Source organism: Bradyrhizobium sp. 4 (assembly GCF_023100905.1).
Classification (GTDB): Bacteria; Pseudomonadota; Alphaproteobacteria; order Rhizobiales; family Xanthobacteraceae; genus Bradyrhizobium.
Genome location: NZ_CP064686.1, coordinates 5,405,455 through 5,419,421, shown reverse-complemented (window position 1 = coordinate 5,419,421; position 13,967 = coordinate 5,405,455). Strand labels below are relative to the sequence as shown.

The 13,967-nt window shown below is 65.5% G+C and carries 15 protein-coding genes; 11 read left to right on the top strand and 4 right to left on the bottom strand.

All coding sequences use genetic code 11. The features are described from left to right. Positions 1–113: 113 nt before the first annotated feature. Positions 114–272: a hypothetical protein gene (locus IVB45_RS39105; RefSeq protein WP_346015285.1), complete on the bottom strand. Its 159-nt coding sequence runs from the start codon at positions 270–272 to the stop codon at positions 114–116. A 1,232-nt stretch (positions 273–1,504) separates the two neighbouring features. Continuing rightward, entirely contained in the window at positions 1,505–1,786 is a 282-nt protein-coding gene (locus IVB45_RS25785; RefSeq protein ID WP_247807529.1) for a hypothetical protein, read from the bottom strand. On the opposite strand from IVB45_RS25785, the gene IVB45_RS25780 reads away from it, so the two are divergent. Then, on the top strand, positions 1,773–2,429 hold the full coding sequence (locus IVB45_RS25780) for a right-handed parallel beta-helix repeat-containing protein (RefSeq protein WP_247807528.1): 657 nt from the start codon (positions 1,773–1,775) through the stop codon (positions 2,427–2,429). The two genes, IVB45_RS25785 and IVB45_RS25780, sit on opposite strands and share 14 nt — an antisense overlap. A 214-nt stretch (positions 2,430–2,643) precedes the next feature. Next, positions 2,644–3,210 (top strand): tetratricopeptide repeat protein, encoded by a 567-nt coding sequence (locus IVB45_RS25775; protein WP_247356605.1) that lies wholly within the window; start codon positions 2,644–2,646, stop codon positions 3,208–3,210. 101 nt (positions 3,211–3,311) lie between these two features. Here the strand turns inward: IVB45_RS25775 and IVB45_RS25770 are convergent, their stop codons facing one another. Together IVB45_RS25770 and gspD are read right to left on the bottom strand one after the other, a co-directional pair. Beyond that, a complete protein-coding gene (locus IVB45_RS25770) occupies positions 3,312–3,908 on the bottom strand; it encodes an A24 family peptidase (RefSeq protein WP_247356607.1) in 597 nt (198 codons plus the stop codon). 4 nt (positions 3,909–3,912) lie between these two features. Beyond that, positions 3,913–6,213: a type II secretion system secretin GspD gene (gene gspD, locus IVB45_RS25765; protein WP_247356609.1), complete on the bottom strand. Its 2,301-nt coding sequence runs from the start codon at positions 6,211–6,213 to the stop codon at positions 3,913–3,915. A gap of 204 nt (positions 6,214–6,417) precedes the next feature. Here gspD and IVB45_RS25760 point away from each other — a divergent pair, with 204 nt between their 5' ends. From IVB45_RS25760 to gspM, 9 genes are all read left to right on the top strand, one after another. Next, positions 6,418–8,127 (top strand): ATPase, T2SS/T4P/T4SS family, encoded by a 1,710-nt coding sequence (locus IVB45_RS25760; protein ID WP_247356611.1) that lies wholly within the window; start codon positions 6,418–6,420, stop codon positions 8,125–8,127. A gap of 5 nt (positions 8,128–8,132) precedes the next feature. After that, on the top strand, positions 8,133–9,344 hold the full coding sequence (locus tag IVB45_RS25755) for a type II secretion system F family protein (RefSeq protein ID WP_247356613.1): 1,212 nt from the start codon (positions 8,133–8,135) through the stop codon (positions 9,342–9,344). A gap of 64 nt (positions 9,345–9,408) precedes the next feature. Continuing rightward, on the top strand, positions 9,409–9,864 hold the full coding sequence (gspG, locus tag IVB45_RS25750) for a type II secretion system major pseudopilin GspG (protein ID WP_051462659.1): 456 nt from the start codon (positions 9,409–9,411) through the stop codon (positions 9,862–9,864). Then, positions 9,827–10,321, top strand: coding sequence for a prepilin-type N-terminal cleavage/methylation domain-containing protein (locus tag IVB45_RS25745; protein ID WP_247356615.1), 495 nt, complete (start codon positions 9,827–9,829; stop codon positions 10,319–10,321). Before gspG ends, IVB45_RS25745 begins: the two co-directional genes overlap by 38 nt. Next, a complete protein-coding gene (locus tag IVB45_RS25740) occupies positions 10,299–10,694 on the top strand; it encodes a prepilin-type N-terminal cleavage/methylation domain-containing protein (protein WP_247356617.1) in 396 nt (131 codons plus the stop codon). The genes IVB45_RS25745 and IVB45_RS25740 overlap by 23 nt, the downstream gene beginning before the upstream one ends. Positions 10,695–10,705: 11 nt before the next feature. Then, on the top strand, positions 10,706–11,410 hold the full coding sequence (locus tag IVB45_RS25735; RefSeq protein ID WP_247356619.1) for a general secretion pathway protein GspJ: 705 nt from the start codon (positions 10,706–10,708) through the stop codon (positions 11,408–11,410). Next, entirely contained in the window at positions 11,407–12,321 is a 915-nt protein-coding gene (locus IVB45_RS25730) for a type II secretion system protein GspK (RefSeq protein ID WP_247356621.1), read from the top strand. Before IVB45_RS25735 ends, IVB45_RS25730 begins: the two co-directional genes overlap by 4 nt. 1 nt (position 12,322) lies before the next feature. Further along, positions 12,323–13,360, top strand: coding sequence for a PilN domain-containing protein (locus IVB45_RS25725; RefSeq protein WP_247356623.1), 1,038 nt, complete (start codon positions 12,323–12,325; stop codon positions 13,358–13,360). Between the two features lie 8 nt (positions 13,361–13,368). Then, positions 13,369–13,950, top strand: a complete 582-nt coding sequence (gene gspM / locus IVB45_RS25720; protein WP_346015288.1) for a type II secretion system protein GspM — start codon at positions 13,369–13,371, stop codon at positions 13,948–13,950. Positions 13,951–13,967 lie beyond the last annotated feature (17 nt).

Below are 13,967 nucleotides of genomic sequence, written 5' to 3'. Positions count from 1 at the left end.
CCATAGTGCCGAAACATCATGCGGCAAGACATGCTGCAGCAAGCCTGGGCCGACGCGGATGCCGTCTGCCGAAATGCAATGCCTGAGACGGCTTGCTCCGCTGCGTAAAGTGATCAGCGCGACAGGCGCTTCAGCTCGGCGCGCGAATGCTCGGCCAGCGGGTCATCGCCGTGGCGTGCGATGAAGAGCTCAAGGGCCTCCCGCGTTCCCTTCTGGCGGGCGGCTTCGAAGTCCTCCGCCACCGCAGCGGCAGGATCGCGGGCCATTGGCATGGAGGGGGGCGTCCCGCCTTGCCACCTTCATCCGCATTGGCTTTTCCGACCATGACAGGTTGTTCTCCGATGGGCAGGCGATCCAGCCCACCGCATACCGCCAGGACCCCGATCAGACCGGCCGAAAATGGGCCTAGTTTCATGATTTCCTTACGACTCATAGCCGCAAACAGAACCTGTGTCCTTGCCCTCGGCCCGCATCACTACGGAATTGGATGGCTAGTAGCCGAGGCCGCGCTCACCTTGAACCGCTCTGCGGCCTCCCGACGCGAGGCTCGCGCCAAAATCTCCTCGACAACCCGCGACCGAAAATCGTCCGAAGCGCAGCCGTTCCCATGCCCAGCCTCAGAATCAGAGATCACATGGACTTACGTCAAATGCCTCGCTGGAAGCCGTCGTCGATCACGTTTGATTCAACGCTGTTGCCGGATGCTCTAACAGGATGGACGGGGACGGGGTGTGGCCTAAAATTTGGCGATAGCTCGGTCTCGAACGCGGTTGGCGGCATGGTCTCGAGAAAAAGCCAGGCTCTAGAGACGTTAGTGGCTTTCTTCATCAGAATTTGAACGTCGATGGCACGATCGGCGAACCGAGCTCGGCCTCGACCGAGCATTCGACTTCTCGATGCTGTTCACGGCGCCGACTCGGGGCTGTCCCTGCATGTGCAGCTACCGAGTCCGTCTTCCGCCGGCTCTCCGCATCAAGGGGTACGCCTGCCGGCCCCGACGCTGTGCACGGATCGCGGATCGAATTGTATAGTGACCAGGACGCGGCGGCAATTCTGGCGGCAGTGTAGAGCGGCCATCTTACGGCACTCGTCACGTTCTAAACTCGGCGTGCGGCGAACATGCTGCTGCGCCTTTGCTGTGACACTTCGTCGCAGGCTGAAAGTGGGCCGAGAAAACACCGAGATCCCGTTGAACTTCCCCTCAAGTTGCCGGACGTATATTTGGCATCTCAGTTGCCGACACTTCTTGCAAGCATTGTGCGGGATATACGGACAACTTTGTGTTCGTATTGGTTTTTCCAACTGCGTGACGCAATGCCATATCGTGCCCGTCTCGCAGGGCGCCAAGATTGGTTCGCCAAGACTGGTTCGCTCAGGCGAGGAGATTAGCTGCTTTTTTTAGACTGCTCTGACGTTGTGTGAGTAACGCTGTTCCGAGTTGCACATCACTTCCATTGTAAGAAAAGTCATCTGCCGGGAGCAATCTCTTGGCACATTAAGGAGGTTATTTCATGCGTCGCTTTACCTTCCTAGCGTTGGCCTTAGGAATGCTGCTTCCCGCTTTGGCATCGGCGCCCGCACATGCGCAGGCGACCCGTACCTGGGTCTCGGGTGTCGGCGACGACGTCAATCCGTGCAGCCGCACGGCGCCTTGCAAGACTTTCGCCGGCGCTATCTCCAAGACCGCCGTGGCCGGTGAGATCAACTGCCTTGATTCAGCCGGCTTCGGCGCCGTCACCATCACCAAATCGATCAGCATCATCTGTGAAGGCGTGATCGGCGGCATTCTGTCGGCCGGTACCAACGGCATCATCATCAATGCTTTAGCCGCCGACAAGATCGTCCTGAAGGGCCTGGACATCAACGGCGCCAATACTGGCCTCAATGGCATTCGGGTTCTGTCGGCTGGCGCGGTGACGGTCCAAGATTGCATCATCCAGAACACCAGCCAGTTCGGGATTCAGGTCAACAACGGTGCGGCCTCGACCATCATGATCTCGCGCGTTACCGTCACCAACAACACCCTCGGCGGTGTCCAACTCAGGCCCAGCGCGGCCAGCGCGCTGCTCACCGGCATGGTGGAAAATCTCGTCGCCTACAAGAACGGCGCTGGTATCGCGATCGATGGAAACGGCGGCAGTTCCGTCAATGCCACGATCCGCAACAGCAACGTCGGCAACAACACCGGAGCCGGGGTTTCGCTGGCCACGGGCGGTGCGGCGCTGGTTGCCATGATAAGCAACTCGGCGTTCGCCGGCAACGGCACGGGCATCAGCGCCGGCGCCAATACCTTCGTTCGGATTGGCCAGACCGAGATCAACGCCAACTCGGTCGGCATCAGCGGCACAGTGTCTTCGTTCGGAACCAACCAGATTCTCGGCAATGGCTCCGGCGAAGCGGTGACGCTGCTTTCTCCGGCGCTGAAATAGCCGAAACGATCACGTGGCGCGAAGGCGCCGCGGCTGAACTAAGCAAGGCTCGGACGGCATCCCCGTCCGAGCCTTCCGTGCGGCTCGCGCGTCGAGCGTCGCTCCAAGATCCGCGGCGCCTGGTGTACGCCAGGGTAACTTCAAGGATGGATTCTCGATCGACGCGGGACTAGTCTCGCGGCAAGAACGGCCATCACACCGATACAGGGCGCCGATGAGGAACGAAGACAGCCGTGATCTGGAGCGGCGCCGTGCGGTTTGCACGCGTGGGCCGGCGTCAGGCTATGTATCGCGGGCGCTTCGTGTTGCGCTCATCGCCATGCCGCTGCTTGCGGCGGTTGCACCCGCCGCAGCACAATCGCTGCACCAGGGCATAGTCGCTTTCAATCGGCAGGACTATCAGCAGGCCTCAGCGATATTCATTGCACTGGCCGAGCGCGGCGACCGGTCGGCACAGAGCTATCTCGGCTTTTTGTTCGAAACCGGCCGCGGCGTGCCGCAGAATTACACAGAAGCGGCGATGTGGTATCGCCGCGCTGCCGAGCAGGGTGATGGCGTCGCGCAATATTCGCTCGGCCTGCTCTATGACCGCGGGCAGGGCGTGCCACGCGATATAGTTGAAGCCAGCAAATGGCTCAATCTGTCGACCGCGGCGGCGGGGTCGCGGGCTCGCGAAGGGCGGCAGCGCATCCGCGACGCGGTGACCGCGAAGATGACCCGCGGCGAGATCGCGCAGGCACGATTGCGGGCGCTGGAATGGGCGCCGAGCCACGAGCACTGACAGAAAAGTCGAAAACAATCCCATGCACAGTAGCCGATGACCACCGGGGCGGCGCCTCACGCCTGCGCCGGAATGGCGACTTTTCCCGCTATCTTCGAACCTTAGCCCGGCCAGCCGCCGAGCCAGTTCGTGTACCAGGTCTCGCCCAGCCAGCCGATCCAGATCGCCGGTGCCAGAAACAGCCCGAACGGCAGGAAGGCGGTCGCGCGCAGCGGCTTACTTTGCAGGGCGGCACCGGCGACATAGGCGCCGATCGCGAGCAGCGCCGCAAGCTCGATGACCGCGGCCACCGTCGCGAGATCGAGCCAGGCACCGCAGACCGCGGCGAGCTTGACGTCGCCAAGCCCAAGCCCGTCACGGCCGCGCCAGCGCCGGTAGAGCAGCATCAGCAGCAGGAGCGGCATTGCGACCGAACCGGCGCGGACGACCGCCCAGAGCAGCGCCTCGGCCGCCGTCTCCGGCGTCAAGGCGCCGGCGCGGAGCAAGGCGAGCGCGAAGGCGGCGCCCGTCAGTTCGTTCGGGATAAGGTAGTGGCGGGCATCGTTCGCAGCGATCGCGACCATCAGGACGGCGAGAGACGCACCGTACAGGCCTTCCGCGCCCGGTGCGGTGACAAGGCTTGCGAACACGCCCAGCAGCAGCGCGAGGCTGAGCGCGAGCGCAGGGCCCGGCCCGTCATTCGCGCCCCGATCCGTCACGCCGTCAGCGCGCCGCCTTGGGCGGGCTCACGGTGACCACGGGATTGCTGGTGCCGACCAGGCGGCTGTTCATCTTGCTGCGCATCTCCTCGGCGATGACATGTGCATCGACGCCGTCCTTGATGACGGTCGGGCGAATGAACAGGATCAGTTCGGTGCGGGCGCGCGTGCTGCCCTGGTGCGAGAAGGCGTCGCCGACGCCGGGAATGGAATCGAGGATCGGAATGCCCTGGCGCTGCCTGTTCTCGGTCTCGCTGATCAGGCCGGCGAGCAGCACGGTCTGGCCGCTCGTGACCGCGATCGAACTCTTGACCTTGCGCTGTGAGATCGTCGGCGTCAGCGAGCCGGAGCTGCCGGCGGCGACGCTCGAGATCTCCTGCTCGATGTCGAGCACGACGTTGCCGTTGGCGTTGGCGCGCGGCAGCACGCGCAGGATGATACCGGTGTTCTTGTAATCGATGGTGTTGACGACGGTGTTGTTGGCGGTCAGCACCGTCGCGGTGCCGGTCGAGAACGGAACCTGGTCGCCGACCTGGAGGGTCGCCGCCTGGTTGTCCAGCACGACCAGCGACGGATTCGACAACACCTTGACGTTGGTGACGCCGTGTAGCGCGTCGAGGATGACGCGCGGCGAGTTCTCCGAGCCGATCAGGAAGTTGAAGCCCGGCAGCACGCGTCCAAGCAGGGCGCCGGCCGCGGCGTTGACGGCGTTGCTCGTTCCCTCGACGCTGCCGATCGCGCTCGAATTGCTGACACCGGAGATGGTGTTGGAGACCGAACCCTGCTTGCTGGCGATGAAGAACTGGACGCCGTAGTTCAACGCGTCGTTCAGCGTGACCTCGGCAATCGTCGCTTCGATCGCGATCTGGCGCTGCGGCCGGTCGATCTGCCGGATCGTCTGCTCGACGACGCGTTGCGAGTCCGCGTTGGCATAGACCAGCACCGCGTTGTTGGTGACGTCGGCGGTGATCCGTACGTTCTGGAGGACCGCGTTGTTGGAGGCTTTCGCGCCCGAGCCGAGCAGCGCGCCGGAGCCGTTGTCCTGGCCGGGCATACCGGCCGCCGCGGGCGCGGGACGCACGCTCAGCGACGAGCCGGGAGCACCGGTGACCGGGGTCGCAGCGCCTGCTGCCGCAGTCGGAAGCGCGCTGAGCGAGGCGATCGGACTGGTCCCGGACGAGGACGTCGCGGTGCCCGAGCCGGGCGAAATCTGGCTCGCGGAATTGTCGAGCGAGGAGCTGCCGCTTGCTCCCTGGTTGAACAGGATCTCGTTCAACAGCGCCACCACCGCTTTGGAATTGCCATAGCGCAGGGGATAGGATTTCAGGTTCAGGCCATCCGTGTCGGAGCGGTCGAGCCGCGCGATCCACGTCTGCGCGCGCTTGAGATATTCCGGCTTCTGGCTGACGACCAGGATCGAGTTGAGGCGGCCGATCGGCTGGAACTTCACCACGCTCTGGCTCAGGCCGCCTTCGCCCGAATCCATGATCTTTTCCATCTCGGAGATGAGCGGCTCGGGCGTGGAGTTGCGGACCGGGAAGATGCCGACCGATTGTCCGCGCATCCAGTCGGCGTCGAAGGAGAGGATGGTGTCGACCGCGGTCGCCCGCTCGGCGCCGCTGCCGCTGACGATCAGCGTGTTGCGGGCACCGTCGGGACGCATGGTCGAGGCCTTCACGCCGAAGGCATCGAGCAGCTTGAAGATGTTCTGGGCCGAGACATAGCGCAGCGGCACCACGGTGATGCCTTGGCCGGCCGCGGCATTGGCGGAGCGATCGATGCCGCCGGGACCGGCTTCCGGCGCCGGCAGCAGGCGGTAGCCGGTGCGGTCGCGCACCAGCGCCACGCCGGACATGCGCAACGTGTTCTCCAGCACGTAGATCGCGTCTGCCTTGGGAACCGAGCGCACCGAGGCGAGCGTGACGGTGCCCTGCACGCGGGGATCGATGGTGTAGCCGACATTGAGTACGTCACCAAGGATGACCTTTGCGACGGTGGCGACCGGCGCGTTCTCGAAATTGAGGTCGTAGCCGCTGCCGCCGGTGTCATCGCGCTCGGCCACCGCGCCGCCTTGCGGCGTTGCACCATCGCCGAGATAGATCGCCGGCCTCGACGCCTTTGCCTGCGCAATGCCGCTCGCCCCCGCATCAGCCGGTTGCCGCGGCTGAAGATCGAGGGAGCGGATCTTGTCGGCGATGTCCTGCGCGCGCGGATCCCTGGGGTCTGCTTCGATCGACTGGTCGGCAGTGACGATGCAGGCCGCGAGCAGGAAGGCGGACGACGACAGAACGAGCGTTCCAGTCAACGCTGAGCGCAGGCGCAAAAGCGGCTGGACCACTTCAAACAAAATACGCCTACCAATACTAAGTGAAATAGGCATCCGATCCCCCTTGGTTCGGACGCGCAATAATTTGCGCCACGATTATGTTTTTGCTAAGAAATAAGTCAAGGGGAAAGGGCCTGCCTTGACCCGCCGAAGTTGTTGCATTCGGGTAACAAGGTCAACGCTGTGAATGCGATGCGCGACCGCTCCGCAGATAGCTTCCGGCAGCACCTCCTGGAAAAATATTCATTGCCGCCGCGGGCGCATGCCCACGCCCAATCTCATGCAGACAAATCAGCCAATCCTGCGATCACGCGCCCCTTGCGCGAATTGTGGGAGGCCACCGATCTTTCGGCAGCCGAATTCGCCGACGAAGTGTCCGATCATTTCGGACTTCCGCGGCTGAGCCTCCCGCAGCTGCTCGCGGCCACGCCATGCCTCGACGGTTTTTCGCGCCGCTTTCTGCGCGAATCCACCATCTTCCCCTTCAGTGCGTCGAATGATGTTTTCCGACTGGCTGTTGCCGACCCCTCCGACACGGCGGCCATTCGCGCCGCCGAAATCGTGTTCGGAACACCGGTCGACGTCGTCGTGGCGTCCTACGAAGACATCACGACGGTGCTCGATCAGCGCGCTGAGGCCGACGACGCAAATGCCGATCGAGGCGGCAGGAGCGTTGCGCAGCAGTCCGACGATGACATCGAGAGCCTGCGCGATCTCGCCAGCGGCGCGCCGGTGGTGCGCGCGCTCAACGATCTCCTGGAGCGTGCGGTGGACCTGCGTGCCAGCGACATTCATGTCGAGCCGTTCCGCGCCGGACTCGCGGTGCGCATGCGCGTCGACGGCTTGCTGCGCGCGCTGCCGTCGCCGCACGGCATTCCGCCGCAGGCGCTAATCTCGCGCATCAAGATTCTCGCTAGCCTCAATATCGCCGAGCGACGCCTGCCGCAGGACGGCGCGGCGCGCGTCCGGGTCGGGCGCAACGAACTCGACGTTCGCGTCGCGACCATGCCGATGCAGCACGGCGAGAGCGCCGTCATCCGCCTGTTGCCGCGTGATCGCGGCCTGCTGGAGATGAGCAAGCTAGGGTTGGCGGCGCGCGACGAGAGCGCGATGACGCGGCTGCTCGCCATGCCCCACGGCATGATCGTGGTCACCGGCCCGACCGGAAGCGGCAAGACCACGACGCTTGCGACGATGCTGTCGATCCTCAACGAGCCGACGCGCAAAATTCTCACCATCGAGGACCCCGTCGAGTACGAAATCGCCGGCATCAACCAGTCCCAGGTCAAACCGTCGATCGGGCTGACGTTTGCCTCGGCAATGCGCGCCTTCGTGCGCCAGGACCCCGACGTGATCATGGTCGGCGAGGTCCGCGACGCCGAGACCGCGCATATCGCGATCCACGCGGCGCTGACCGGACATCTTGTCCTGACGACGCTGCACACCGAGACCGCGGCGGCTGCAGTACCGCGCCTGATCGATCTCGGCATCGAGGGATTTTTGCTGAAATCCACGCTGCGCGCTGTGGTGGCGCAGCGCCTGGTGCGCGTGCTCTGCGACCGTTGCAAGGTGCCGCACGCGCTGACCGAGGCCGATCTCGCCAGGGACCCGCGCTTTGCCGTGATCGGTTTCGTGTGCGGCGAGGTCGTGCACGAGGCCGGCGGCTGCGAACGCTGTGGCGGCACCGGCTACCGCGGCCGTAACGGCGTGTTCGAGATCCTGGAAATGTCCGACGAAGTGCGTGCGCTGATCGGCCCACAGACCGATTCCCATAGCATTGATGCCGCAGCGATGCGCGGCGGCATGACGACAATGCTGGAGGACGCGGTCGCCAAATGCCGGGCCGGAATGACGACCGTGCCCGAGGTCTTCCGCGTCACGACGGTGCGCTAGAAATCATGCCGAACTATCGTTATCGCGCGCTCAATGCCAACGGCGAATTGGTCTCCGGCGCCATCGCCGCGCCCGCGCCCGGCGACGTCGCGCAGCGGATCGAGCGGCTTGGCCTGGTGCTGGTCGACAACGTCACGGCGGAAGAGGGCGGCGCGACCGGCGGTGTGTTGAGCCTCTTCAACAGGCCGAAGCCGGAGGACGTCACCATCCTTACCCGCGATCTCGCGTTGTTGCTGCGCGCAGGCGCCCGCATCAACGACGGATTGGAGCTGCTCGCGACAGATCCCGATCTAGGCCGACTGCGCCCGGTCGTCGCCGACATCCGTTCGCGCGTCGTCTCGGGCGAGAGCTTTGCCGAGGCGCTGGCGCGGCACGAGGGGCTGTTTCCGCCGATGTATATCGCGCTGGTGCGGGTCGGCGAGGCCTCGGGCTCGCTGGATCAGGTTCTGGAGGTGCTGGCCGGCGAACGCGCGCGCAGCGAGGCGTTGCGGCGCCGGCTGTCGGATGCAATCCGCTATCCGCTTTTCGTGCTGGGCGCGGCGGGTTGCGTGCTGCTGTTCTTCCTCACCTTCGTGCTGCCGCAGTTCGCCAGCGTGTTGCAGGATTTCGGCGCCAAGGTCGATCCCATCGTCGGAATCTTCCTCAACATATCGACTTTCCTGCGCGGCAATTCCGATGCGGTGCTAGGCGGCCTCGCTGCTGCGATCGCTGTCGTTTGGCTCGTGCTCCGACAGGAGCGCTTCCGCCGCGGCCTCACCAATGCGATCACGCGGCTGCCGGCGATCCGCAACGTGATGAGCGCGTATCGCACCGCGCTGTTCTGTCGCAATCTCGGCCTGCTGCTCGGCAGCGGCGTCAATCTCACCGTCACCATGCGCATCCTCATCGACATGATGGCGACAACCGGTCCGTCCGCGGTCTGGAGCGATGCGGCCGACCGTGTCCGCCATGGCTCGAAGCTCTCCGACGCGCTAGCCGAGACGCAGGCGCTGCCCGCAATGGCGGTGCGCATGCTCCGGCTCGGCGACGAGACCGGACAGTTGCCGATGCTGTCCGGACGCGTCGCGGAATTCTACGAGGTCAAGTTGCAGCGCACGCTGGACCGCGCCGTCGGCATCGCCGGACCGGCGGCGATCATTGCGATCTCGGTGGTGGTCGGCGGCCTGATCACCTCGGTGATGACGGCGCTGATGTCGGTGAGCCAGATTGTCGGTTAGGCCGGATATTGTTGGGACGGATACTGTTAGGCCATACTTTGTTAGATAACGGGAGAGGCTTGAAGTGACCAAACATCCATCGCTGAGGCGCGACCGGCGGCGCGGAGCCTGCGGGGAGGCGGGCTTCACCCTTGTCGAGATGCTGGTCGTCATCACCATCATCGGGATGATCATGGCGCTGGTCGGTCCGCGGGTCCTGAATTATCTTGGCGAGTCCAAGGCGAAGGCGGCGAAGATCCAGATCGAGAGTTTTTCCAGCGCGCTCGATCTTTATTATCTCGATCTCGGGCGCTATCCGACATCCAATGAAGGTCTCGCGGCGCTGGCCCGTAATACCAGCCAGGCCGGCTGGAACGGGCCTTATTTGCGCGGCGGCGTGGTGCCGAGCGATCCCTGGGGGCACATCTATGTCTATCGCTCGCCGGGCGCGGGCACGCCCTACGAGATCATCTCGCTCGGATCAGACGGTCAGGAAGGCGGCAGTGGAACGGCAGCCGACATTGTCAGCGGCGCGCGCTGAGGACGTCTGCCATGCGCGCGGCTTCGCGCTGATCGAGATCCTGTGCGTGCTCGCGATCCTCGGCCTGCTCGCGGCGATCATCCTTCCGGCCGTTCCGCGCACGACGACGCGCGCCAGGCTGGAGAGCTACGCGGTAGAGACCGCGGCACTGCTGAAAGCGGACCGCAACGCGGCTTTGCGCCGGCAAGTGCGGATCGCGACTCAAGTTGACGCGGAGGGGCGCTCGATCCGTTCCGGCGTCACCGGTCGGACAATCCGCCTGCCGGGCGACGTGGTCGTGCAGGCGATGCTGGCCTCTCGCTGTGCCGATCGCGCCGCGGGGCGGTCGATCGATTTCTTTCCGTCGGGGATGTCGTGCGGCGGGGTCATCGCGCTGGCGCGCCCGGGCATGGGCTATGAGGTGCGCGTCAACTGGTTGACCGGAGGCGTCGAGATTGTCCCGCAGAAGGTGCTCTGACGCCGCCGGCTTCACCTTGATCGAGGCGCTGGTCGCGCTTGCGATCATCGCGGTCGTGCTCGGGACGATCGGCGCGGTCATTGCCACGACGGTGAAAGGCACGCGTGCGATCGATCAGCATCTGGCGCTATCAGGCACCGCCGAGACCCTGCTTGCGGACCTGCCCGCACGCTCCTTGCTGAAACCCGGCCGGCAGAGCGGCGAACTGGCGGGCAGCCATTGGCGCGTCGACGTCGCGCCAATGAACGTGGCGGGCGGAAATCCCGCCACCGGCCGCTTCGTGCCGTTGGCCGTCAATCTGCGCCTCCAGCGCGCCGACGGCAGCGCGATCCAGATCACCACCGTGAAGCTGGTGCCGAGGCCTCCTCAATGAAGAGCCTGGCAATGAAGCGCCTGCGCCGCGCGCTGGCCGACGAAGCGGGATTCACCCTGCTCGAAGTGTTGCTCGCGACGCTGCTGATGACCGTCATCCTGGCGGCGCTGGCGACCGTGACGGCGCAATGGTTGCCGAACTGGAATCGCGGCATCGCCCGCGTGCAGCAGGCCGAGCGTCTCGCAACCGGCCTCGACCGCATCGTCGCCGACCTGTCGGTTGCCGAGCAGATGACGGTCAACGGCGACGCCAGGGCGCCGCTGTTCGACGGCGCCGAATTGTCGGTGACCTTCCTGCGCACTGCGCTCGGCCCGAGCACGCGCCCGGGGCTCGAATTCATCCGCCTGGTCGAGAAGGCCGACGCACAGGGGCTCGCGCTGGTGCGCGAGCGCGCACCGTTCCAGCCGATGCCGACCGACGGCCAGATCCGCTTCGTCGACCAGGTCGTGCTGATCCGCGCGCCGTTCCGCGTGAGCTTCAGCTATGCCGGGCCGGATGGTCTGTGGCTGCCGACCTGGCGCGGCCAGACACGGCTGCCGGATCGCATCCGCATCACGGTGCGCAACAGTGCCACCGGCCAGGTCCTCTCGGTCTCAGGCGCGGTGACCCCGCACATCACGGCCCCGGCCGAATGTGCGCGGGCGAAAAATCCGACGACCTGCGTGACGGCACGCCCGCGACCGCAACAGGCGGAGAAAGAGGAGCAGCAGCTGTGAGCGGAGCGAGGCACGGGCGTGCGAGACTTCGTGACGGCCGCGGCTTCATCGTCGTTGCGGTGCTCTGGATGCTGGCGGCGCTGGCTGCGCTGGCGCTGATCTACCTGACTTATGTCACCAACACCGCGGTCACGGTCGCCGTCAATGCCGACCGGTTGCAGGCGGATGCGCTGGTGAATGCCGGGCTCGAACTCGCGGCGTACCGGCTGACGGCGCAGAACGAGGCCACGCGTCCGACCAGCGGCACCTTCGATGCCCGCGTCGGCGCCGGACGTGTCAGCGTCACCTTCCGGTCGGAAGCCGCGCGCGTCGATCTCAACATGGCGCCGAAGCCGATGCTCGCGGGACTGATGATGGCGCTCGGCGTCGCAGCGGCGGACGCGCCCGTTTACGCCGACCGGATCCTGGCTTGGCGAGCGTCGACGGAGCCCGGCCAGGACAATCCGGAGGATTCCTACTATCGCACGCTCGGCGCGTCCTATCTGCCGCGCCACGCGCCGTTCCCGCATAGCGACGAGCTCTGGCTGGTGCGCGGCATTCCGGCCGCCGTCGTGGAACGCGCGCTGCCCTTCGTCACGGTGTTCAGCAACATGCGGACCGTGAACGTGCTCGACGCCGCGCCACAGGTGGTTGCGGCACTGCCGGGCATGACGCCCGGAATGCTGCAACAGGTGCTGCGCGACCGCACCGATCCCAACGTCGACCCGCGATCTCTGATTGGGCTCGCCGGCGCCGTCAACGCGACGGTCGAGGGCTCGAGGGCGTACCGGTTGACGGTCGCGGTCGAGGTGCGTTCGCATCGGCGCAGCTCGGCCGAGATCGTCATCCTGCTTCTCGAAAACGGCGATGAGCCGTATCGTGTATTGTCGTGGCACAACGCCTATGACGGCTCCGCCGGAAAGTCTCTGTGAGATGAGTTCGCTCCACTCCCTTCGCGCCGTGATCGATGCATGGACCGGCACCGTCGCCGGCACGGTCGTTGCCGGGCTGGAGCGGATGGTATCGCCGCGCGTGGTGCGGGTGGTCGAGCTCGAGAGCGGCGCGTTCGCGCTGGATGCGGCGAAGGCGGAGAACGTCCCGAAGGAAATCGCGTTCGAGGATGGTAAGTTCATCGGTGCCGATCTTGCGCAGATCGTCCGCGGTAGCCGCATCGAGATCGTGCTGCGGCCGACCCGTTTCCTGTTCCGACCACTGGAGCTACCGGCGCGCGCGGCCGATTTCCTGGACGGCATCGTGCGGGCGCAGATCGACCGGCTGACGCCCTGGAGCGCGAGCGAGGCCGTATTCGGTTGCAGCGTTCCGGTGGCGCATGGCAGCGAGAGCATCTCCACGGAGATCGCGGCGGCACCGCGCAAATTGGCGATGACCTATGTCGAGGCGGTGTCGTCCTTCCACCCGACGGCGATCGCGATCGTGACGGAAACGCCCGAGGGCAGGCGCATCAAGGTGTTCGAGCAAAGATCGCGCGGGGCGATCGACCCCGTGCGGCTGGGCCGGACGCTGCAAGCCGTGCTGGTTCTCGCGGCGGTCGCAGCGGTGATCGGATCGGTCGCGGCAAGCTACCTGGCCGACAGCCTCAGCGCGCGGCAGAGCGAGCTCGAACGCCAGATCAGCCAGCGTCGCGCCGCACTTCGCGGCAACGACAGCGGCGAGCGCTCGCCGCTCGCGCTGCTCGAGCGCCGTAAGTACGAGACGCCAGCGAGTGTGATCGTGCTGGAATCGCTGAGCCGGCTGTTGCCGGACCACACCTATGTCACCGAGCTGCATCTGGCCGGCAACAAGGTTCAGATCGGCGGCATCACCCGCGATGCGCCCTCGCTGATCCCGTTGATCGAGCAGTCCCAGCATTTCACCCGCGCGACCTTCTACGCTCCGACGACGCGTAGCCCATCCGATCCCGGCGAACGCTTCCACATCGAGGCACAGATCGAACCGAGGAACGCGCCATGAACAAGATCATGAGCAGCGCCAAGGTCGCAAACGGAAATGCGGTTGAGCGGGCGCTCGTCGGCTCGCCTCTGATCGCGGTCACGCTCTATCTCGCGATCACCGGCGGGCTGTTGCTGATGGCGGGGCTGTCGATCGCCGACGTCATCGCCCACCGCCAGGCGCTGGCACAGACCTCCGACCTGCTCGACCAGTTGCGCGGCCGCAAGAGCGGCGCCAAGAGCGCCGCGGCCCTCTCGGCCGAGCATCCCGGCACGCCGTTTCTGGAGGGGCCGACCGTAACGGTCGCGGGCGCCAATCTGTTGCAGCGGGTTGCGGCCGCGGTCGCCGATGTGGGCGGCTCGGTCCAGTCCTCGCAGGTCGACGTCACGGGCGCGCAGACCAAGGACGGCTTCGTCGGCCTGGTCGTCAGCTGCGAGCTGGAGCAGCCCGCGCTCCAGAGGCTTCTGTACGATCTCGAAGCCGGCATGCCGTTCCTGTTCGTCGACCAGCTCGACGTCCAGGTGCCGCAGACCACGGCGCTGAGTGATGCGGCCAGCGGCCGCGTCAGGGTGATTTTGGGCGTCTCCGGTCAATGGCAGGCGGGGAAGTAGGGCGGCCTCGTCAACTC